General features: G+C 66.2%; 22 protein-coding genes and 1 rRNA gene. 21 read left to right on the forward strand and 2 right to left on the reverse strand.

Annotated elements, in window-relative coordinates; translation table 11 throughout:
* Window positions 1-75: 75 nt before the first annotated feature.
* Window positions 76-190: ribosomal RNA gene (gene rrf, locus CV_RS01975) — 5S ribosomal RNA — on the forward strand.
* A gap of 137 nt (window positions 191-327) precedes the next feature.
* On the opposite strand, the gene CV_RS01980 is transcribed toward rrf, so the two are convergent.
* Complete coding sequence (locus tag CV_RS01980; RefSeq protein WP_011133960.1) at window positions 328-1,482, reverse strand: branched-chain amino acid ABC transporter substrate-binding protein; 1,155 nt, start codon at window positions 1,480-1,482, stop codon at window positions 328-330.
* A gap of 126 nt (window positions 1,483-1,608) precedes the next feature.
* Window positions 1,609-1,929, reverse strand: a complete 321-nt coding sequence (locus CV_RS01985) for a Mor transcription activator family protein (protein ID WP_011133961.1) — start codon at window positions 1,927-1,929, stop codon at window positions 1,609-1,611.
* A gap of 234 nt (window positions 1,930-2,163) precedes the next feature.
* On the opposite strand from CV_RS01985, the gene CV_RS01990 reads away from it, so the two are divergent.
* From CV_RS01990 to CV_RS21995, 20 genes are all read left to right on the forward strand, one after another.
* Window positions 2,164-2,622, forward strand: a complete 459-nt coding sequence (locus CV_RS01990; protein ID WP_043595302.1) for a Gp37 family protein — start codon at window positions 2,164-2,166, stop codon at window positions 2,620-2,622.
* Complete coding sequence (locus CV_RS01995) at window positions 2,619-2,813, forward strand: hypothetical protein (protein ID WP_011133963.1); 195 nt, start codon at window positions 2,619-2,621, stop codon at window positions 2,811-2,813. Before CV_RS01990 ends, CV_RS01995 begins: the two co-directional genes overlap by 4 nt.
* A 2-nt stretch (window positions 2,814-2,815) precedes the next feature.
* The gene (locus CV_RS02000; protein WP_011133964.1) at window positions 2,816-4,246 is read left to right on the forward strand and encodes a phage tail sheath subtilisin-like domain-containing protein; all 1,431 of its coding nucleotides are present in this window, start codon (window positions 2,816-2,818) and stop codon (window positions 4,244-4,246) included.
* A 2-nt stretch (window positions 4,247-4,248) separates the two neighbouring features.
* Window positions 4,249-4,773: a phage major tail tube protein gene (locus tag CV_RS02005; protein ID WP_011133965.1), complete on the forward strand. Its 525-nt coding sequence runs from the start codon at window positions 4,249-4,251 to the stop codon at window positions 4,771-4,773.
* A gap of 214 nt (window positions 4,774-4,987) precedes the next feature.
* A complete protein-coding gene (locus CV_RS02010; RefSeq protein ID WP_011133966.1) occupies window positions 4,988-5,242 on the forward strand; it encodes a phage tail assembly protein in 255 nt (84 codons plus the stop codon).
* A 16-nt stretch (window positions 5,243-5,258) separates the two neighbouring features.
* Window positions 5,259-5,396, forward strand: a complete 138-nt coding sequence (locus tag CV_RS23750; RefSeq protein ID WP_155401917.1) for a hypothetical protein — start codon at window positions 5,259-5,261, stop codon at window positions 5,394-5,396.
* 108 nt (window positions 5,397-5,504) lie between these two features.
* Window positions 5,505-8,684: a hypothetical protein gene (locus tag CV_RS23755; RefSeq protein WP_043595304.1), complete on the forward strand. Its 3,180-nt coding sequence runs from the start codon at window positions 5,505-5,507 to the stop codon at window positions 8,682-8,684.
* A gap of 31 nt (window positions 8,685-8,715) precedes the next feature.
* Complete coding sequence (locus CV_RS02020) at window positions 8,716-9,630, forward strand: phage tail protein (RefSeq protein WP_011133969.1); 915 nt, start codon at window positions 8,716-8,718, stop codon at window positions 9,628-9,630.
* A gap of 3 nt (window positions 9,631-9,633) precedes the next feature.
* Window positions 9,634-9,849 (forward strand): tail protein X, encoded by a 216-nt coding sequence (locus CV_RS02025; RefSeq protein ID WP_011133970.1) that lies wholly within the window; start codon window positions 9,634-9,636, stop codon window positions 9,847-9,849.
* On the forward strand, window positions 9,846-10,892 hold the full coding sequence (locus CV_RS02030; protein WP_157760178.1) for a phage late control D family protein: 1,047 nt from the start codon (window positions 9,846-9,848) through the stop codon (window positions 10,890-10,892). The genes CV_RS02025 and CV_RS02030 overlap by 4 nt, the downstream gene beginning before the upstream one ends.
* A complete protein-coding gene (locus tag CV_RS02035) occupies window positions 10,889-11,566 on the forward strand; it encodes a phage baseplate assembly protein V (RefSeq protein WP_043595306.1) in 678 nt (225 codons plus the stop codon). The genes CV_RS02030 and CV_RS02035 overlap by 4 nt, the downstream gene beginning before the upstream one ends.
* 38 nt (window positions 11,567-11,604) lie before the next feature.
* The gene (locus tag CV_RS21985; RefSeq protein WP_217870840.1) at window positions 11,605-13,533 is read left to right on the forward strand and encodes a phage tail protein; all 1,929 of its coding nucleotides are present in this window, start codon (window positions 11,605-11,607) and stop codon (window positions 13,531-13,533) included.
* 15 nt (window positions 13,534-13,548) lie between these two features.
* Window positions 13,549-14,148, forward strand: coding sequence for a hypothetical protein (locus tag CV_RS23760; protein WP_011133974.1), 600 nt, complete (start codon window positions 13,549-13,551; stop codon window positions 14,146-14,148).
* Window positions 14,149-14,236: 88 nt separating this feature from the next.
* Window positions 14,237-14,965: a phage tail protein I gene (locus CV_RS02050; protein WP_011133975.1), complete on the forward strand. Its 729-nt coding sequence runs from the start codon at window positions 14,237-14,239 to the stop codon at window positions 14,963-14,965.
* A 37-nt stretch (window positions 14,966-15,002) separates the two neighbouring features.
* The gene (locus CV_RS02055; RefSeq protein ID WP_227590067.1) at window positions 15,003-15,404 is read left to right on the forward strand and encodes a GPW/gp25 family protein; all 402 of its coding nucleotides are present in this window, start codon (window positions 15,003-15,005) and stop codon (window positions 15,402-15,404) included.
* 16 nt (window positions 15,405-15,420) lie between these two features.
* The gene (locus CV_RS02060) at window positions 15,421-16,587 is read left to right on the forward strand and encodes a baseplate assembly protein (RefSeq protein WP_011133977.1); all 1,167 of its coding nucleotides are present in this window, start codon (window positions 15,421-15,423) and stop codon (window positions 16,585-16,587) included.
* Window positions 16,580-17,290, forward strand: coding sequence for a phage tail protein I (locus CV_RS02065; RefSeq protein WP_011133978.1), 711 nt, complete (start codon window positions 16,580-16,582; stop codon window positions 17,288-17,290). The genes CV_RS02060 and CV_RS02065 overlap by 8 nt, the downstream gene beginning before the upstream one ends.
* Window positions 17,280-17,996: a phage tail protein gene (locus tag CV_RS02070; RefSeq protein ID WP_045052314.1), complete on the forward strand. Its 717-nt coding sequence runs from the start codon at window positions 17,280-17,282 to the stop codon at window positions 17,994-17,996. Before CV_RS02065 ends, CV_RS02070 begins: the two co-directional genes overlap by 11 nt.
* Before the next feature lie 10 nt (window positions 17,997-18,006).
* A complete protein-coding gene (locus tag CV_RS02075; RefSeq protein ID WP_011133980.1) occupies window positions 18,007-18,678 on the forward strand; it encodes a hypothetical protein in 672 nt (223 codons plus the stop codon).
* A gap of 9 nt (window positions 18,679-18,687) precedes the next feature.
* Window positions 18,688-18,990, forward strand: a complete 303-nt coding sequence (locus CV_RS21995; protein WP_011133981.1) for a tail fiber assembly protein — start codon at window positions 18,688-18,690, stop codon at window positions 18,988-18,990.
* Window positions 18,991-19,070: the final 80 nt, after the last annotated feature.

Genomic DNA, 19,070 nt, shown 5'->3' on the forward strand with positions numbered 1-19,070 from the left:
ACACGATCAGATACCGAATATTCAGAATCAGAGCGATGCTCTGGTTCAGGCTTCTTGAGTTTGTACCAGTTTATGTCTGGTGGCCATAGCGAGGTGGTCCCACGCCTTCCCATCCCGAACAGGACCGTGAAACGCCTTAGCGCCGATGATAGTGTGGCATTCGCCATGTGAAAGTAGGACACCGCCAGACGCCCATACGACAAAGCCCAGCTCAAAGAGCTGGGCTTTGCGCATTCCGGCGCGCGAATCGCGCGACTTCCTGCCCGTTTCCATGAAAAACCCGCCAGTTGCCTGGCGGGTTTTTTTATTGCCGTTCGACAGGGATGCTTACAGTCCCACCCACTTGCCTTGCTTCAGTTGATACAGCGACACCGTCGCCTGCTGGATATCGCCCTTGGCGTCGAACTTCACCGGTCCGGTGACGCCCTGGTAATCGGTCTTGGCGATTTCTGGCAGATACTTGGCCGGCTCGGCGGAACCGGCGCGCTTCATCGCGGCGATCAGCACCTTGGCGGCGTCGTAGGTGTACGGCGCGTAGGCCTGGATGTCGGACTGGAACTGCTGCTTGTACTTCTGGCTGAATTCGCCGTAGCCAGGCAGCTTTTCCTTGGGCGCGCCGGCGCTGGAGGCGTAGCTGCCTTCGGCGTTGTCGCCGCCCAACTTGGCGAATTCCGGCGTGTTGACGCCGTCGGCGCCCATGAAGGCGGCCTTGATGCCGAGCTTGGCCATCTGCTTGACCATCGGACCCGCTTGGGCGTCCATGCCGCCGTAGAACAGCAGATCGGGCTTCTCGCCCTTGATCGAGGTGAGCACCGCCATGAAGTCGGTGGCGGTGTTGGTGGTGAATTCGCGTTTCACCACCTTGGCGCCGGCCTGTTCGGCGGACTTGGCGAAGTCGTCGGCCAGGCCTTGGCCGTAGGTGGTGCGGTCGTCGATGACGGCGACGCGCTTCGCCCCCAGCTTGTCCACCGCGTACTTGGCCAGCGCCTGGCCCTGCTGCAGGTCGTTGGCGATCAGGCGGAAGGTGTTGCGGTAGCCCTGCTGGGTGAACGACGGGCTGGTGACTGAGCCGGAGATCATAGGGATGCCGGCGTCGGCGTAGATGCGGGAGGCGGGGATGGCGGCGCCGGAAGTCAGGTGGCCGACGATGCCGGCGACCTTGGCGTCCACCATGCGCTGGGCCACCTGGGTGGCGACCTTGGGATCGGCCTGATCGTCTTCCGACACCACTTCGAAGGTGACCGGCTTGCCGTCCAGCGTCAGCTTCTCGGCGTTGGCCTCCTGCACTGCCAGCTTGACGCCGTTGTCGGCGTCGCGCCCCCAGTGGGCGAAGGGGCCGGTCAGCGGGTTGGCGGTGCCGATCTTGACCACCGCGGAGCCGGCGGCGGCCTGTTCCGGTTGCGGCGCCTGGCTGGCGGGTTTGTTGCACGCGGCGACGCCTGCCACCAAGGTGCACAGCAGCAGACTGTGTCGGGTTTTCATGATGAATCTCTCCTGATGCTCTTTGTTTATTTTGATAGTTGCGCCGGTGCTATGGCGTGAGCTTACTGTGTCGGCCGATCCCGCTTTTGTCAATCGAACGGAGTCAGCGCTTGGAGAGAGGCGGCGTCAGGACGCGCTGCGCGCGTTCTTGATGATCTTGTAGACCCACTGCACCGAGATGCCGTGCTTCTGCGCCAGCGAGGCGTGGTTGGCGCCGTTGAATTCGGCCAGGATCTGGCGGTCGCGCTCGGCCGACTTGCTGCTCTTGCCCAGCGGGAAATAGACGTTCTGGCCGCCCCAGTGCAAGGCCATGCGGCGGGTGATCTCGCGGGCGATCTTTTCCGCCTGCCTGTCTTCGGTGTTCGCCAGCTGGCGCAGCGCCGCCGTGATGTGGTCGGTCAGGTCTGCCAGCAGTTCCGGTCCCTTGCTGCGAAGTGGTGCCTGCATGCGCGCTCCCGCGTTGAGGTTGTTCTGATGGATGCCATTGTTCCATTTCCTCCCCGCGCGAGCCGGATGACCGGTGTCAGCTCGATGTCAGTGCCGCATTTACTAACAGCGGCTACAAGAAACCCACCCCCTCCCTGCTGCATTCTTCGCCACATCCGGCAAGCGACTCCCGCTGGCCGGCAGTCCGAGCGCGGTTTCCGCGCGTCTCTTTTCCCCTCTGCTTGGAGTTCCGCTGTGGCAAGCACTTCCCAGATTGTCGGCGCGCTGTTGGCGCGTTTGCGCGGCGCGGCGCCGCAACTGACCGTCGAGTATTTCGCCGGCGCCGAGGACGACTATCCGCTGGCGCATCCGCAGGGCGCGGCCCTGCTGTGCCTGCGCGGCAGCCAGTTCGGCCCGCTGCGCGACGGCTACGGCCAGGTGCGCACGCTGCAGCTGGCGATCACGGTGTTGCTGAACCAGCGCGATGCCGGCCTGGGGGATTGCGACGCGCTGGACGCGATACGGCGGGCCTGCCTCGGCTTCGCCCTGCCGGACTGCCAGCCGGCGTGGCTGCTGTCGGAAACCTTTCTGGGTTACCGCGATGGGGTGGCGCGCTACGCCATCGCGCTGGCCACCGACACCTTGCAAGTGACGGAGGCCGACCCGGAGCCCGTGATCATGCTTAACGCAGTCTCAAACGAGGAGCAACCATGAAGTATCTGTATTCCGGTCCGATCAGCGGCGTCACCCTGGGCGACGGCCAGGAAATCATGCTGTTTCCCGGCAAGGAAGTGGAGATGCCGGAAGAACACAGCTACACCCGCACCCTGGTGGCGCTGGGCTACCTGAGCGCGCAGTCCGCGGGCGCAACCATCCCTTCCCATACCGCTGAACAAGGAGAGTAAGCATGGCGGCAAACTATCTGCATGGCGTTGAAACGATCGAAGTCGAACGCGGCCCGCGCCCGGTGCGCACCGTCAAGTCGGCGGTGATCGGCCTGATCGGCACCGCGCCGGCCGGCCCGGTCAACGCGACCACGCTGACCCTGTCGGAAAAGGACGCGGCGGCCTTCGGCCCGCAGCTGCCCGGCTTCACCATTCCGCAGGCGCTGACCGCGATCTACGATCACGGCGCCGGCACCGTGGTGGTGATCAATGTGCTGGACCCGGTTGCGCATAAGTCTACGATCACGGACGAGGCCGTGACCCTGGACCCGGCCACCGACTCCGTGCGTCTGAAGTATCCGGCGGTGGCCAATGCGGTGGTCAAGAGCGCCGACGGCGCCACGACTCATGTTGCCGGCCAGGACTACGCGCTGGACGCAAGCTACGGCAAGATCACCCGCTTGAAGACGGGCAAAATCGCCGCCGGCGCCAACCTGAAGGTGAGTTACGACTACGCCGATCCGTCCAGGGTGACCGCCGCCGACATCATCGGCGCAGCCGCCAACGCCGCCGGCAACCGCACCGGCCTCAAGGCGCTGCAGGACACCTACAACAAGTTCGGCTTCTTCGCCAAGCTGCTGATCGCGCCGGGCTTCTGCACCCAGAACACCGTGGCCGCGGAAATGGCGGCGATGGCCGACAAGCTGGACGCCATCGCCTACGTCGACGCGCCGATCGGCACCGCCTTCGCCGACGCGCTGGCCGGCCGCGGCCCGGCGGGCACCATCAACTTCAACACTTCCAGCGACCGCGTCCGCCTGTGCTACCCGCACGTGATGGTGGCCGACGGCAACGGCGGCCTGCGCTACGAGCCGCTGTCGTCCCGCGCCGCCGGCCTGCGCGCCAAGGTGGACAACGACAAGGGCTTCTGGTGGTCCAGCTCCAACCAGGAGCTGGCCGGCGTGGTCGGCGTCGAGCGCCAGTTGACCGCGATGATCGACGACCCGAACTGCGAGGTGAATCAGCTCAACGAGAGGGGCATCACCACCGTCTTCAACAGCTACGGCTCCGGTTTCCGCCTGTGGGGCAACCGCACCGCGGCCTGGCCGGCGGTCAGCCACATGCGCAACTTCGAGAACGTGCGCCGCACCGGCGACGTGATCAATGAGTCGATCCGCTACTTCAGCCAGCAGTTCATCGACATGCCGCTGAACCAGGCCACCATCGACGCGCTGGTGGAATCGGTGAACGGCTACGGCCGCAAACTGATCGGCGACGGCGCGCTGCTGGGCTTCAAAGCCTGGTTCGACCCGGCCCGCAACCCGGCCACCGAGCTGTCCGCCGGCCACCTGCTGATCAGCTACAAGTACACCGTGGCCCCGCCGCTGGAACGCCTGACCTTTGAAACCGAGATCACCTCGGAATACCTGCTCAGCCTGAAAGGAGGCAATTAATCATGGCCGGCAAGATTGAAATCAACCGCATCACCAACGCCAACATCTACATCAACGGCAACTCCCTGCTGGGCCGCGCCGAGGAGATCAAGCTGCCGGACGTGTCGGCCATCATGCAGGAGCACAAGGCGCTGGGCATGGTCGGCAAGATCGAGCTGCCGGCCGGCTTCGAGAAGCTGGAAGGCGAGATCAAGTGGAACTCGCTGTACAAGGACGTGGCCAAGATCATCGCCAACCCGTTCCAGGCGGTGCAGCTGCAAGCCCGCTCCAGCATCGAGACCTACGGCTCGCAAGGCCGCCTGCAGCAGGTGAGCCTGGTCACCTTCCTGACCGTGATGTTCAAGAAGAACCCGCTGGGCACCTTCAAGCAGCATGAAAACGCCGACTTCAGCTCCGCCTTCACCGCCACCTACGTCAAGCAAGTCGTGGACGGCGAGGACATCCTGGAGCTGGACTACATGGCCAACATCTTCCGCGTAGGCGGCAACGACATGCTGGAGCTGTATCGCCAGAACATCGGCGGCTAATCCCGGCTGTCCCGCGGACCAGGTCCGCGGGCGACTGGGCGCGGCTGGCGGGGAGGACGCCTCCCGACCCCGCCGGCCGTCTTTGGCGCCGGTTCACGATCTTTTTCCGATCCTGCCAGCAGGCTCTTAAAGCAAATCCCTAAAGCGCTTTCGCATACCCCGGATGCCGGCTGCCGGAAAATGACGGCATCCCAACCCGCTTCAAGGAGCGATCATGCAGATCAAGCTGAAATACCCGTTCACCAACGCCGCCGGCCAACGCATCGACACGCTGGAAGTGGCGCGACTGAAGCGCGCCGACCTGAAGGCCGCCAGCCATCACAGCCAGGACGACGCCGACCAGGAAGACTTCCTGTTCGCCCGCATGACCGGCCTGACGCTGGAAGACATCGACCAGCTGGACATCGCCGACAGCCGCGCGCTGGCCGACAGCTTTCGCGAAATGGTGGGCGGATCCGACAACGCTTAAGTCGTTCGACGAGGTCTTGCTGACGGTGCTGAACTTGCCGCCGTCGGAGATCGACGCGCTGGCGATGGACGACTACTGGTTCTGGTGCGAAGTCGCCGAGCGCGAGGTCCAGCGCCGCAACGAACGCCAGCAGCAATTGCTGGACGCCATGTAAGGCGGCTGCCCAGCCGTTTCCAGCCCGAATCTTTCCTGATCGGCCGCCTCCCGCCCGCCGGGACGGGGCCGATCGCCCCTTTTCATTCCCCAAACACAGGCAATCACCATGGTAAGCGAGTTTTTCATCGGCCTTAAGGTGGGCGCGACGCTGTCCGGGGTGTTCGACAATGCCTTCCGCTCCGCGCGTTCCGCGATGGACGATCTGCGCAAGTGCAGCCTGCGCCTGTCCGACGCGCAGAAGGATCTGGCCGGAAACGTCGAACGCACCCGCCGGGCCTATGCCGGCCTGGACTTGGCGCGGCTGGAGCGCCAGCACCGCCAGCTGGAGGCCACGCTGGGCCGGCTGACCCGCCAGCACGACGCGTGGCAGGCCAGCCTGCGCCGCGGCCGGGCGCTGAGCATCGCGCCGGGCGGCGCGCTGCAGTCGACGCTGCGCATCCAGCAAAGCCGGATCGAGGTCATGGCCTCTGTCCGGCTGAGCGCGTCCATCCGCATGGTCGAGCAGAAGCTGGAGAGCCAGCGCCGCGACCAGGACAAGGCCGAGCGCAATCTGCCGCCGGCGGGCGAGCCCCGTTCCGGCGCGCGCGGCGGCCAGGGGACAGGGAGCAAGAGCGGCAATCGGAGCGGCGGCAATGACGCCGGCGACGCCCCCGCCAAACGCTCTTCTGTCTCTTCTCCATCTTCCCCTCCCTCCGGCTGGCGCTGGCCCAGCATCGATCTCTCCCTTGGCAAACTCCGGCTGCCGACCCGGCAGGAACTGATCCGCGTCGCCGATTTCGCCCAAAAGGCAGGTGCCGCCGTCGCTAACGCCAGCGGCAAAGCGCATGCCGCGTTGTCGACGGGCCAAGGGCGCAAGACGCTGGATTTCGTCCACGGCAAGCTGGACAAGGCGCTGGGCGGCAGGCTGCCCAGCGTCGACAAGATCCTGGGCGGCCTCAAGACCGCCGAGACGGTGGGCCAGGTGGTGTCCAAGACGGGTCAGCTGGCCGGTGTGACGCTGCGCAGCCTGGACGGCGTCAAATGGTCGGACCTGAAGCCGGGCAACGCCGGCAAGAGCCTGACCGGCGCCGCCGACTACGCCAAGCGCGGCGGGGCGGTGATCGCCGACGCCAGCGGCAGGCTGCATGCCGCGCTGTCCAAGGGCGAGGGCCGCGAAGCGCTGGACTTCGTTCACGGCAAGCTGGACAAGGCCTTGGGCGGCAAATTGCCCAGCGTCGAAAAAATCCTGGACGGCCTCAAGACCGCCGAGACGGTGGGCCAGGTGGTGTCCAAGACGGGTCAGCTGGCCGGCGTGACGCTGCGCAGCCTGGACGGCGTCAAGTGGTCGGATCTCAAGCCGGGCAACGCCAGCAAGAGCCTGACCGGCGCCGCCGACTACGCCAAGCGCGGCGGGGCAGTGATCGCCGACGCCAGCGGCAGGCTGCATGCCGCGCTGTCCAAGGGCGAGGGCCGCGAAGCGCTGGACTTCGTCCACGGCAAGCTGGACAAGGCCTTGGGCGGCAAATTGCCCAGCGTCGACAAGATCCTGGGCGGCCTCAAGACCGCCGAGACGGTGGGCCAGGTGGTGTCCAAGACGGGTCAGCTGGCCGGCGTGACGCTGCGCAGCCTGGACGGCGTCAAATGGTCGGATCTCAAGCCGGGCAACGCCGGCAAGAGCCTGACCGGCGCCGCCGACTACGCCAAGCGCGGCGGCGCGGTGATCGCCGACGCCAGCGGCAGGCTGCATGCCGCGCTGTCCAAGGGCGAGGGCCGCGAAGCGCTGGACTTCGTCCACGGCAAGCTGGACAAGGCCTTGGGCGGCAAATTGCCCAGCATCGACAAGATCCTGGACGGCCTCAAGACCGCCGAGACGGTGGGCCAGGTGGTGTCCAAGACGGGTCAGCTGGCCGGCGTGACGCTGCGCAGTCTGGACGGCGTCAAATGGTCGGACCTGAAGCCGGGCAACGCGGGCAAGAGCCTGACCGGCGCCGCCGACTACGCCAAGCGCGGCGGCGCGGTGATCGCCGACGCCAGCGGCAAGCTGCGCGCCGCGCTGTCGAAAGGCGAGGGCCGCGAAGCGCTGGATTACGTGCATGGCAAGCTCAACGCCAAGCTGGGCGGCGTGCTGCCCAGCGTCGATTCGATATTGGGCGGCCTGGGGCAACTGGAGGAGCTGGGCAAGACCGTGTCCAAGGCCGGCGGGATGGCGGGCAAGGCTTTGCGCGCCTACGCCGGCGCGTCGGGCAATGTCTTCCAGAAAACGATGGCCGCCGCCGGCACCCTGCTGGGCGGGGACGAGGCCGACGGCGGATCCCAAGCCGGCGGCAAGAGCGGTAAGGGGAAAAAACGGCCCGCTGCCAAGCCTGCGCCGAAAACGGCAGCGAGAACGGCGACCAAGACGGCGCCTAAGAGCGGAGCCGCTGCCAGGCCTCCATCCAAGGCCAAGGCCGAATCTCCCGCCAAGCCAAAGGCCGCCGCCAAACCGGTGCCCAAGCCTAAGCCGGCAGCCAAGCTGGCGGCCAAACCCGGCAATGCGCTGAAGAACGCGCGCGGTCTGTTGGACAAGGGCAAGAACGCCTTGTCCGGATTGAAGCCGGGCAAGTCCGGCGGCGGCTTGCTGAAGACCGGGCTGCAGGCGCTGGGCAAGGGCGGCAAGGGCCTGAAGAGCGTGATCGGCAAGGCCGATCTGCTGGGCGTGGGCATGGACCTGCTGTTCACCAGCCAGTCGAATCTGAGCCCGCAAGCCAAGGCGGCCGCCTACGGCAAGACCTTGGGCGGCACCGCCGGGGCCTTGGCCGGCGGCGCGGCCGGGGCCGCCATCGGCACCATGCTGTTGCCGGGCGTCGGCACCTTTGTCGGCCGGCAGGTGGGCAGCTGGCTGGGGCAAAAGGGCGGCGAATGGCTGGGCGAGAAGATAGGCAACTGGGCAGGCAAGCCGAGCGCGGCGCCGAAACCGGCGGGGGTGCCCAAGCCGGTGACGCCGCCGAAGCCGGTGGCGCTTCCCAAGCCGGCGGCTCAGGCCAAGCCCGTGCCCAAGCCTGCGGCCAAGCCGGCCGCCCAGGCGCAGCAGGCGCAACAGCTGCAGCGCATCCAGCAAGCCGCCAACAAGGCCGCGGCCAAGCCAACCGGCCCCGCCGCAGCCTTCAACATCACCTTCTCGCCGCAAATCACCGTCAATGGCGCTTCAGCCGCCGGGGTCAAGCAGCAGGCGCAGCAAGCGATGCAGCTGTCCTTCGCCGAGTTCGAGCGAATGATGAAGCGCTACGAGGCCGACCGGCAGCGGCGCAGCTACGCGGCCCGAGGCTGAGGAGACGCATCCATGAGGAAAGGAGCAAACGATGTACGCGGTACTGGGTGACATCGAGTTCGACCTGATCAGTTATTTCGACGGCCTGGAGCAGCGCGGCGGCAGCGATTACGCCGAGCACGCGCGGATAGGCGGCAAACCGGTGCTGCAATTTGTCGGCGACCGTCTGGACGAGGTCCGCATCGACCTGGTGCTGCACGCCGCCTACTGCCAGCCGGACGCCGAGCTGCAGCGGCTGCACGCCGCCCGCCAGGCGCACCAGGCGCTGGCGCTGGTATTGGGCAACGGCGATCACAAGGGCCATTTCGTGATCACCGAGCTGACCAGCACCGGCCGCCAGAGCGACCGCAGCGGCAATCTGCTGGCGGTGGAGGCGCAGCTGTCGCTGCGCGAGTTCCGCGGCCAGGCGGCGCCGTCGCCCAAGCCCGGCCTGCTGGGCAGCGTCAGCGGCCTGCCGCAGGCCAAGCTGCAGCAATCGCTGGCCGGCGCAGGCTTCAAGCCGGACCTGTCCGGCCTGAGCAAGGCGCTGTCCCAGGCTAAGACCATGGCGGTGCAGGCGCGCAAGGTGGTCAACGACGTGCGCGAGCTGAAGGACCTGGCGCGGCGCGATCCGCTGTCGGCGCTGGGCCGGGTGCCCGGCGTGCTGAAGGATGTGCAGACCGCGGTGCCGGGCATCGCCCAGGGCGTGGAGCGACTGAACCAGTTCATCCAGCCGTATTCGCGGCTGGCTGAGAGCATTAAGCCCTTGATCCCGCAGTTTCAGGCCATGGGCCGCCAGCTTGGCGCGCTGGCCGAAACGATGCAGGGCTGCACGCTGGACAACGTCGCCGACAAGCTGGGCAAGGCGGAGGCGGTGGTCCGCGACATCGACAAAAACTGGCCGACCCGCGACATCGAAATGGCGAAGTTGGCCGCCAAAGCGGTGCTGCGCCGCATTCTGGAGTGAACCATGTTTCTCAAGCATACCTGCCAGGAAGGCGAGCGCTGGGACCAGATCGCCTGGCGCTATTACGGCGACGTCGGCCAGATGGTGATGCTGATCGCCGCCAATCCGCAGGCGCCGATCAGCGAGACGCTGCCGGCCGGCACCCAGCTGGCCATTCCGTTGCTTGAAGCCAGCGACGAAGCCGCGCTGGACGAGCTGCCGCCATGGAGGCGCGCATGAGCGACAGCCGCATCCAGGACGTGGCGGCTCCGGTGTTCGAGCTCAGCTACAACGGCAAGTCCATCACCGCCGACATCGCCCAGTACGCGCTCAACATCAGCTACACCGACCACCTGTCCGGCGAGTCGGACGAGCTGGAGGTGGAGCTGGAAGACTGCGACGGCCGCTGGCTGAACGGCTGGTATCCGGACAAGGGGGCGACGCTGGACTTCAAGCTGGGCTACCGCGGCGCCGCGCTGGTGGCGCTGGGCAGCTTCGACGTGGACGAGGTCGATTACAGCGCGCCGCCGTCGGTGGTCCACATCCGCGCGCTGGCCACCGGCGTCCAGCATCCGCTGCGCACGCCGGAGGGCCGCGCCTACGACAAGCTGACGCTGCAGGCGCTGGCGCAAAGGATCGCCAAGCGCCACGGCATGAAGCTGGAGGGCAAGATCGAGGACGTCGCCATCGAGCGCCTGACCCAGTACCACGAAACCGATCTGCAATTCCTGCAGCGGGTGTCCAGCCACTACGGCTACGTCTGCAAGGTGATGGACAACAACCGCAAGCTGGTGTTCTGGAAACGCGCCGAGCTGGTGGCGTCGGCCAGCGTGCGCCGGTTCGCGCCGGCCGATCTGATTTCCTGGCGCGCGCGCGACCAGCTGTCGCAGGTGCCCAGCGCGGTGGAGGTCAGCTACCACGACCCGCACAAGCGCAAGCTGCAGACGGCGCGGGTGGGGGGCGACGCGCGCGCGCCCGGCGGCAAGGCCAGCAGCGCCGACGTGGTCAAGCTCACCCGCAAGTCCGGCGGACGCGAGCAGGCGGAATTGCAGGCCAAGGCCGAGATGGAGCGCCGCCAGCTGGCGCGCACCGAGATGAGCGTCACCGTGGACGGCTCGCCGCAGCTGGCCGCCGGCCGCAACGTGGAGCTGTCCGGCTTCGGCAAGCTGTCCGGCCGCTACCTGATCGAGCGCGCCCGCCACCGCTTGTCGCGGCAGGAAGGCTATATCTGCGAACTGGACCTGAAACGCGCGGCGCCCGCCGCGGCCAAGGAGAAGAAATGAACGATGTTTCCCTGCCCGACGCGCTGGCCACGCTGAAATTCGGCAGCGTGGCCGAACAGGACGCCGCCACCCAGCGGGTGCGGGTGCGGTTGCCGGAACTGGGCCAGCTGCTGACCGCCTGGCTGCCGGTGCTCAGCCGCAAAAGCCTGAAGGACAAGGACTACTGGTTGCCCGACGTTGGCGAGCAGGTGGCGGTGCTGATGGACGCCCGCGGCGAGGACGGCGTGGTGCTGGGCGCCATCTATTCCGAGGCCGACGCGGTGCCGGTGGTGAGCAAGGAGAAATGGCAGCGCCGCTTCGCCGACGGCGCGGTGCTGGAGTACGACCGGAAGCTGAACCAGCTGACCGTCAACGGCGGGGTCAAGCACGTGGTGGTGGACACCCAGGCCGACGTGCAGATCCGGGCGGCATCCAGCATCACCATAGACGGCGGCCAGACCGTCACCATCAAGGCTGCAAGCAAGGTCAGCATCGACGCGCCTGCCACCGAGATCAGCGGCACGCTGACGGTGCAGGGCGCGATCACCGGCCAGGGCGGCCTGGCGGTGTCCGGCGGCGGCGGCGCCACGGTGACGGGCAGCGTCAGCGTCAGCGGCGACGTCACCGCCAGCGGCAAGAGCCTGGTGGGCCACAACCACATGGGCGCGCACGGGCCGACCAGCCCGCCGCTCTGAGCCGCGGCGCCATCTTATTCGCAGTTTGATTGGAGACCATGATGAACAACGATTTCTTCACCCTGCTCACCGCCGTCGGCAAGGCCAAGCTAGCCGCGGCCGCCAGCGGCGGCGCGCCGCTGAAGCTCAGCCAGATGGCGGTGGGCGAGGGCGACAACGGCGCGTACTACACGCCGACCGAAAGCCAGACCGCGCTGAAGAGCGAGGCCTGGCGCGCCGGCCTCAACCACCTGTCCACCGACCCGGCCAATCCCAACTGGATCGTCGCCGAGCTGGTGATCCCCGACCAGGTGGGCGGCTTCACCATCCGCGAAGTGGGCGTGTTCGACGCCGACGGCGCGCTGTTCGCGGTGGGCAAGTTTCCGGAAAGCTACAAGCCGGTGCTGGCCGACGGCGCCAACAAGCAGCTTTACGTGCGCATGATCCTGGAAGTGTCCAATGCCGCGGCGGTGACGCTGATGGTGGACCCGAGCGTGGTGCTGGCCACCCGCGGCAGCGTCGATCAACGCATCGCCGAGGAGCTGGCCAAGCTGGACGGCAAGCCGTCGGTCCGCGCCGCCACTACCGCCCCCATCGCGCTGGCCGGCCTGCAGACGGTGGACGGCGTCGCGCTGCAGCTGGGCGACCGGGTGCTGGTCAAGAACCAGGCCGCCGGCGCCGACAACGGCATCTACCTGGCCGGCGCGGGCAGCTGGGCGCGCGCCGCCGACGCCAACATCAGCCTGGAAGTGACGCCGGGCTTGTTCGTCGCGGTGGAGCAGGGCGCGGCCAACGGCGGGTCGATCTGGCAATTGCTGGACGCCGGCGCGCCGGTGACTCTGGGCAAGACGCCGTTGTCCTTCGAACGGGTTTCCGGCCGCACCGGCGTGTCTGCCGGCAGCTACAACCGGGTGACGGTGGGCGCGCGCGGCGAAGTGCTGGGCGGCTCGCAACTGGTGGCCTTCGACCCGGCGCAGACTTTCCCGGTGCAGGCTTATCGGCGCAATGTCTTGATCAACGGCGGCTTTGACATTTGGCAGCGCGGGGTGAGCCAGAACGTTGGTGGTTATGGCTCGGCGGATCGTTGGTGCCTGGATTTAGGCGTATCGCCTGGCTTAGCGGGCATAACCGTTTCCAGAGTGGCCGCTAGCGGCGCGGAAACGGATGTGTTGGGCGGCGCCGCCAGCTTCATGCGCGTTGCCGTGACTAAGCCGCCGGCGCCAAGCGCCCGCGAATATTGCCAATTTCTACAGCGTGTGGAGGGCCTGCACCGCTTCTCTGGCAAAACCATGACCTTGAGCTTCTGGGCCAAGGCAGATGCGGCCAAAACTATTCTGTTCTACGTCGAGCAGGGCTTTGGCAGCGGCGACGGCGTCTCCCCCATCGCCCGCGCGCAGAATGAAACACCGGTTCAATTGAATACGACCTGGCAGCGCTATAGCTTTACTTTTGTTTCGCCGTCGGTCCAGGGCAAGACCTTCGGCCAGAATGGCGATGACTACCTCGCGGTGTTCTTCGGTTTGAGCTACAGCACCATGCAGCCTGTACATAGCGCGATTGCCGGCCCTCAAACCGGCGTGTTCGACATTGCCCAAGTGCAGCTGGAGGAGGGATCGGTGGCTACGCCGTATGAGCGCCGTTCGCCGGGCGAGGAGCTGGCGCTGTGCCAGCGTTATTTTGAGACGGGTTATGCCATTGCTCGCTACGTGGGGGTGGACGACAACATGGGATGGGTGGCTTATCGCCAGACAAAGCGTGGGGCTGCGGTAATTGGTTTTTTTAATCCTGATACCAAAGTGCCAGGCCAAGCTTTAGCTTACAACGCTGGCGCAGCGTTCAGCGGTGGGCCAATAGGCGTCGTACCCCTTTACAACTATGGAGGGGATGATTTCCGAAATGGTTTTACTTGGGGCAATGCTCAATTTGTTCCATCAAGTGCCAACGACGCGACGCTACTGACCCGCTGGACCGCCGACGCCGAACTGTAAACGGAGAACACGACCATGTATCGATTGACCGATCAAGCGGACGTGATTGTCCGCATCGCCGACGGCGCGCACATTCCGCGCGGCCATCGTTTCTGGTATGAGTATGAAGCCTGGCTGGCTCAGGGCAATGCGCCTCAGCCTAAAGAAAGCTTGGATCAATTGCGGCAGCGGCTGCTGTTCAGCCTGGATGCCGCCGCCGACGCCGCCAGCCAGATTTACGTCGGCAAGGAGCTGCGCGCGCTGGAATACCGGCAGGCCGCCGCCGAGGCCCAGTCTTATAAAGACGGCGGCTGCAAGGGCGACGCGCCGCCGGCGGTGCGGGCCTGGGCCGAGGCGAAGGGCTTGAGCGGCAAGGACGCGGCCGACGGCATCCTGGCCAAGGCCGCCGCCTGCGACCAGGCCTTGTACGCGATCCGCGCGCTGCGCCTGGCGGGCAAGGAGGCGGTGCGCCAGGCGGCCGACGCCGATGCCGCCCGCGCGGCGGCCGAGAACGCGCTGGCCAGGCTGCGGCAGCTGGCCGAATCGCCGGACGCGCTGGCCGCGCCGGCGGGCGACGCGGCCAATGCCGGCGGCTTCTGGCGTTCCTCCCTCAAGCTGTTCTCCCGGGGCGCCTGATCCCCCGGCCGGCGGCCGCGCGCCGCCGGCCTCTCCTCTTTCCCACGCCCGGCCATCCCGGCCGGCGCGCCTTCCCCAAGGCTATCCGATGACCGACATCACACCCAATGTGCTGGCCGGCGACAGGCGGCTGTCGCCGTTGGCCGAGCTGAGCCGGCGCCTGTTGCGCATCGATCTGGCGCCCTTTCTGGTCTACCTGGTGGATCAGGTGGAGGCCGATTTTCTGCCCCTGCTGGCCGAGCAGCTGCACGTGGCCGGCGACGAGGGCTGGCAGCTGGCCGCCGGCGAGGCACAGCGGCGCGATCTGATCAAGCAGGCGATAGAGCTGCACCGCTACAAGGGTACGCGTTGGGCCTTGCAGCGGGTATTGGCCACGCTAGGCCTGGACGGCCGCATCAGCGAATGGTTCGAGTACCAGGGCCGGCCCTTCCATTTCAAGATCGATCTCGACCTGTCCGGCCGCGGCCTGGGCGAAGCCACCTATCGGGCGCTGCGGCAGATGCTGGACCAGTACCGCAACGCCCGCTCCCGGCTGGAGAGCCTGGACCTGCGGGTGGAACTGCGCGAGCGGCTGCCGGTCGTGGCCGCCGTTTCCGCCGGCGGCGAGGTGGCCAGCGTCTATCCGCAGGCGCGGCGTGAGCTGCGCCAGCAGGGACCGCTGCGCCTGGGCGCGGCCCATGGCGGCGTCGAAACCGTCACCGTGCTGCCTTGGCAGCGGGCGCGGCTGGATGGCCGGCTTCCGCTGCGCTGGGGCATGGGCCTGCCGTGCCGGGAGGCGGTCACCCTCTATCCGCGCCCGCTTCAACTCCATTCCTAAAATCCTTTAAAAGCCGCCCTTGGGAGGCTTTGGCACCATGGACACCATGACACAGCTAACCGACATCTCATCCCTGCACTGGCAGCCGGCGCTGCAGCCGCGCGACGCCAAGCCCGGCGCCAGCGTCGCCGACATCGTGGAAAACCTGGACGACATCCACCAGGCGCTGCGGATCATTCTGGGCACGCCCAAGGGCAGCGACCCGTTGCGGCCGGAGTTTGGCAGCGACCTGTTCCGCTATCTGGACTACCCGGTGGACCGCGCTCGTCCGCACGTGGTGCGGGAAGCGGTGGCGGCGATCAGCCATCCGCTGTACGGCGAGCCGCGCATCCAGCTGCTGAAGGTGCTGTTCAGCATCGAGGCCGACGGCGGCGCGCATCTGTGCGCGCAATGGAAGCTGGCCGACGGCGTGATCCGCGAAACCGAACTCAGGCTGTGAATCTAGGACAAGAGCCATGAATCAGACGACGACCGACCTTCCGAAGTTTATCGACGACGATCCGCAGCAGATCACCAACGAGCTGATCACCGCCTACCAGAACATGGCCGGCAAGACGCTGTATCCGGGCCAGGTGGAGCGGCTGCTGATCGACCTGATCGCCTATCGCGAGAGCGTGGCGCGCGCCGCCTTCAACGACGCCGGGCGGCAAAACCTGGTGGCCTTCGCCCGCGCGCCGATGCTGGACTACCTGGGCGAGCTGGTGGGCGTCACCCGCCTGCCGGCCCAGCCGGCGCGCAGCAAGGTGAGCTTCACCTTCGCGCCCGGCGCGCCGCAGACGGTGGTCATCAAGCGGCAGACGCTGGTGGCGGGCCGCGGCGACATCCAGTTCCAGACCATCGATGAAGCGGTGGTGAACATCTTGAAGGACCAGGAGGTGTCGACCACCCTGGCCGTGGTGGCGGTGGAACCGGGCATGGACGGCAACGGCCAGGAGCCGGGCGCCATCAACCAGCTGGTGGACGACCTGAGCGTGAACGTGACCGTTAGGAACACGGAAGTCAGCGCCGGCGGCGCCGACGCCGAGGACGACGAGCGGCTGCGCCAGCGCATCCGCCTGGCGCCGGAATCGTTCAGCGTGGCCGGCAGCGCCGCCGCCTATCGCCACCACGCGCTGCGCGCCGACCAGAGCATCGTCGACGTGGCGGTGGTCAGCGCCAACAACCTGGAAGAGGGCGGCAAGCCGGCGGATGTGCCGCAGCCGGGCGAGGTATGGCTGTATCCGCTGGTGAGCGGCGGACTGCCCAGCGACGACCTGCGGGCCAAGGTGGCCAATACCTGCAGCGCCGACCGCGTGCGGCCGCTGACCGACAAGGTGTCGGTGAAGCCGCCGGTGGAATTCGCCTACCAGGTCGTCGCCAGCCTGCAGCTCTACGCCGGCTCGGACGCCAAGCAGGTGCTGCAGCGGGCGCAAGACGCGCTGCAAGCCTATCTGCAGACCCAGCAGGCCAAGCTGGGCAACGACATCGTGCCCTCGCAGCTGGTGGCGGCGCTGTCGGTGCCGGGCGTGTACCAGGTGAATCTGCAGCAGCCGGCCGCCGTCCAGAAAGTGCCGTCCTACGGCTGGGCGCACTGCACCAACGGCATCGCGGGCCTGACCGTGGACAGCCTCAACAATGGCTAAGGACGCGACGCCGGGCCTGCTGGCGCGGGACGCCCGCTTCGGCCCGCTCGCCGAGCTGAGCCGCCGCCTGGGCGTGCCGCGCGGGGACGAGGCCAATCCGCAAACGCAAGGCCGTTTCGACACGCTGGATCTGCTGGTCAACCTGGTGGATTGCGCGCAGCCCAGGCTGCTGCCGCTGCTGGCCGAGCAATTCCACGTATCCGGCGACGAAGGCTGGCTCTTGGCCGCCGGCGAGACGCAGCAGCGCGAGCTGATCAAGCGCGCGATCGAGCTGCACCGCTACAAGGGCACGCGCTGGGCGGTGAACGAGGTGTTCCGGGTGCTGGGCATCGAGATCGAGCTGAAGGAATGGTGGGCGCCGCAAGGCTCAGGCCAGCCCTATACCTTCGATCTCACCGCCTGGGCCAACGACAACCTGATGTCGGATCGGGCACTGCTCAATCCGGATCTGTATGCCCGCTTGCGGCGAATGATAAACAGCGTCAAACCGGCGCGCAGCAGCTACGGCTTCAAGATCGGCGCGGTATTCAACCAGCCCTTGCGTTGGGCCGGCGCCATGCAGGGGTGGGCGCTGAACCGCAGCGGCGCCGAGTGTCGGCCGAATCCGGTCAAACCTTTATCGCAGCCGCTGCATTTCGCAGGCGCTTTGACGTCGCTGGCGGTGGCGCGTTTTCTAATGGAGATGAACCGCGATGAGCAGTAACCCATTGATTCCGCAGATCCTGGATGGCGGCTTGGCTGCGATTCAGCTGGCCAGCCATGACGGCGTCCAGCTCAGGATCACCCATGTCGCGCTCGGCGATGCCGGCTACCAGCCGGATGCGGGCCAAACCGGATTGCGCAACGAGATCGTCCGGTACCCGATCGCCGATGGCCAGAGCCAGGGCCCGCGCCAGCTGCATCTGACCGCGTTGGCCAGCGACCAGACCGAGTTCTGGGTGCGCGAAGTGGCCTTCATCCTGGAGGGCGGCCAGCCGCTGGCTATCTGGTCCGATCCGAAGCAGGCGCTGGCTTACAAGCAGGCCGGACTGGAGTTGCTGCTGGCCTTCGATCTGGCCCTGTCCGGCGTGCCGGCGGGCAGTGTGACGGTCCAGTCGACCGGCGCCGGCTTGAGTCTGGCGCTGGGCGAGGAGCTGGCCAGCCTGGGCGCGGCGCAGATAGACGAGATGGCGCGCGGCCTCAAACGCGATGGCGAGCTGAGCGCGCAGCAGCTGCGCCAGGAGCGTGCCGAACAAGCCCTGGCCGTCCACGATGGCCGCCTGAACCGGCATGACGATGCGCTGTTGAACCTCGACCGGCGCGGCCAGCAATACCGCGACGATCTGGCCGAACTGGCCACTGCCCAGGCTGCGGCGTTGATTCAGCTGCAATGCCTGACCCTGCAACGCAGTGTTTTGAATCCCAAGTGAAGGAGAGACCATGAGTCTGGAGCAACAGGTCGCCGCCCTGGTGACGGCATCGAACAATCTGACCAGCACCGTCGCCGGCAAGCAAGCCGACATCGACGCCAAGGTAGCGGCCAAGACGGCCGAGCTGGAGGCGTGGCGCCAGGGGGCGCGAAGCACGATGACACTGCCGTTCCGCTACGGTATTACAGTAGGAGGAGATGCCAATACTTACTATCCAGTACCTCTTCCCTTTAGCGTTGGAGAAAAGTGCGGGAGGTTGGTGATTTATCGGGACTACAACGCTCCGCATCCTGCTTCTCTTGGCACAGATCATGTCGCTGGCTTGTTATTGGATTTGTCTATTCGAGGCTCTGGCTGGTATGACTTTTGGATGACAAGAGTTGAGTATTATGGCTTTGCGTATCATCAGGCAGTTGCCAAAGTGCGTACGGACTCGATTGGACGTGTGATTTGGCTGCGTGGTGGTGGCATGCATTACGACATATTGGCCGACTTTGATCTGCAGCAAGGTCAGTCCTACCTGGGAACCGAAAGCCTGAAGCCTCTGATGCAGGCAGACTCGGTCTTATATCCAGACTGTCCTAATGCCCCTTATGCAGGGAATGGAATCAAAGTCTCTCCCTTAACGGTGGTTGACCCGGTTTGGACTGCCGCCATCATTATCCCAACCACCAGTATTTAAGGAGTTGCCATGCTGCTGCATTCCGTGCAAACCCCGCGAGGGGAGATTTTGAATGTATCCGAACAGGAGGCGCGAGATGTCTTTGGCGCCAGCGAACAGGCGATTGCCGATGCGCGCAAAGCGACTATTCTGCAAACTTTGCGTATTGAGCGCGATGAACGTTTGCGCGCTTGCGATTGGACCCAGGTGCAGGACGTCGTACTGACTGCTGATCAGAAGGCCACATGGGCCAAATATCGCCAAGCGTTGCGTGACCTGCCCGAAACGGTGACGGATTTGAGCCAGATTGTCTGGCCGCAACTGCCGGTTTGAGCTGCTGGCCGTATCCTGACCGACATGGTCTGATGGTCAGAGGTACGTGGCGGAACTAGAGTTTTACCTCGCTTGTTATA

Source organism: Chromobacterium violaceum ATCC 12472 (genome assembly GCF_000007705.1).
GTDB lineage: Bacteria > Pseudomonadota > Gammaproteobacteria > Burkholderiales > Chromobacteriaceae > Chromobacterium > Chromobacterium violaceum.

What these genes read in the sequence shown, in the direction of transcription:
- CV_RS01980 (WP_011133960.1), bottom strand. Translation starts at nt 1,482, where the DNA reads ATGAAAACCCGACACAGTCTGCTGCTGTGCACCTTGGTGGCAGGCGTC.
- CV_RS01985 (WP_011133961.1), bottom strand. Translation starts at nt 1,929, where the DNA reads ATGCAGGCACCACTTCGCAGCAAGGGACCGGAACTGCTGGCAGACCTG.
- CV_RS01995 (WP_011133963.1), top strand. Translation starts at nt 2,619, where the DNA reads ATGAAGTATCTGTATTCCGGTCCGATCAGCGGCGTCACCCTGGGCGAC.
- CV_RS02000 (WP_011133964.1), top strand. Translation starts at nt 2,816, where the DNA reads ATGGCGGCAAACTATCTGCATGGCGTTGAAACGATCGAAGTCGAACGC.
- CV_RS02005 (WP_011133965.1), top strand. Translation starts at nt 4,249, where the DNA reads ATGGCCGGCAAGATTGAAATCAACCGCATCACCAACGCCAACATCTAC.
- CV_RS02010 (WP_011133966.1), top strand. Translation starts at nt 4,988, where the DNA reads ATGCAGATCAAGCTGAAATACCCGTTCACCAACGCCGCCGGCCAACGC.
- CV_RS23755 (WP_043595304.1), top strand. Translation starts at nt 5,505, where the DNA reads ATGGTAAGCGAGTTTTTCATCGGCCTTAAGGTGGGCGCGACGCTGTCC.
- CV_RS02020 (WP_011133969.1), top strand. Translation starts at nt 8,716, where the DNA reads ATGTACGCGGTACTGGGTGACATCGAGTTCGACCTGATCAGTTATTTC.
- CV_RS02025 (WP_011133970.1), top strand. Translation starts at nt 9,634, where the DNA reads ATGTTTCTCAAGCATACCTGCCAGGAAGGCGAGCGCTGGGACCAGATC.
- CV_RS02030 (WP_157760178.1), top strand. Translation starts at nt 9,846, where the DNA reads ATGAGCGACAGCCGCATCCAGGACGTGGCGGCTCCGGTGTTCGAGCTC.
- CV_RS02035 (WP_043595306.1), top strand. Translation starts at nt 10,889, where the DNA reads ATGAACGATGTTTCCCTGCCCGACGCGCTGGCCACGCTGAAATTCGGC.
- CV_RS21985 (WP_217870840.1), top strand. Translation starts at nt 11,605, where the DNA reads ATGATGAACAACGATTTCTTCACCCTGCTCACCGCCGTCGGCAAGGCC.
- CV_RS23760 (WP_011133974.1), top strand. Translation starts at nt 13,549, where the DNA reads ATGTATCGATTGACCGATCAAGCGGACGTGATTGTCCGCATCGCCGAC.
- CV_RS02050 (WP_011133975.1), top strand. Translation starts at nt 14,237, where the DNA reads ATGACCGACATCACACCCAATGTGCTGGCCGGCGACAGGCGGCTGTCG.
- CV_RS02055 (WP_227590067.1), top strand. Translation starts at nt 15,003, where the DNA reads ATGGACACCATGACACAGCTAACCGACATCTCATCCCTGCACTGGCAG.
- CV_RS02060 (WP_011133977.1), top strand. Translation starts at nt 15,421, where the DNA reads ATGAATCAGACGACGACCGACCTTCCGAAGTTTATCGACGACGATCCG.
- CV_RS02065 (WP_011133978.1), top strand. Translation starts at nt 16,580, where the DNA reads ATGGCTAAGGACGCGACGCCGGGCCTGCTGGCGCGGGACGCCCGCTTC.
- CV_RS02070 (WP_045052314.1), top strand. Translation starts at nt 17,280, where the DNA reads ATGAGCAGTAACCCATTGATTCCGCAGATCCTGGATGGCGGCTTGGCT.
- CV_RS02075 (WP_011133980.1), top strand. Translation starts at nt 18,007, where the DNA reads ATGAGTCTGGAGCAACAGGTCGCCGCCCTGGTGACGGCATCGAACAAT.
- CV_RS21995 (WP_011133981.1), top strand. Translation starts at nt 18,688, where the DNA reads ATGCTGCTGCATTCCGTGCAAACCCCGCGAGGGGAGATTTTGAATGTA.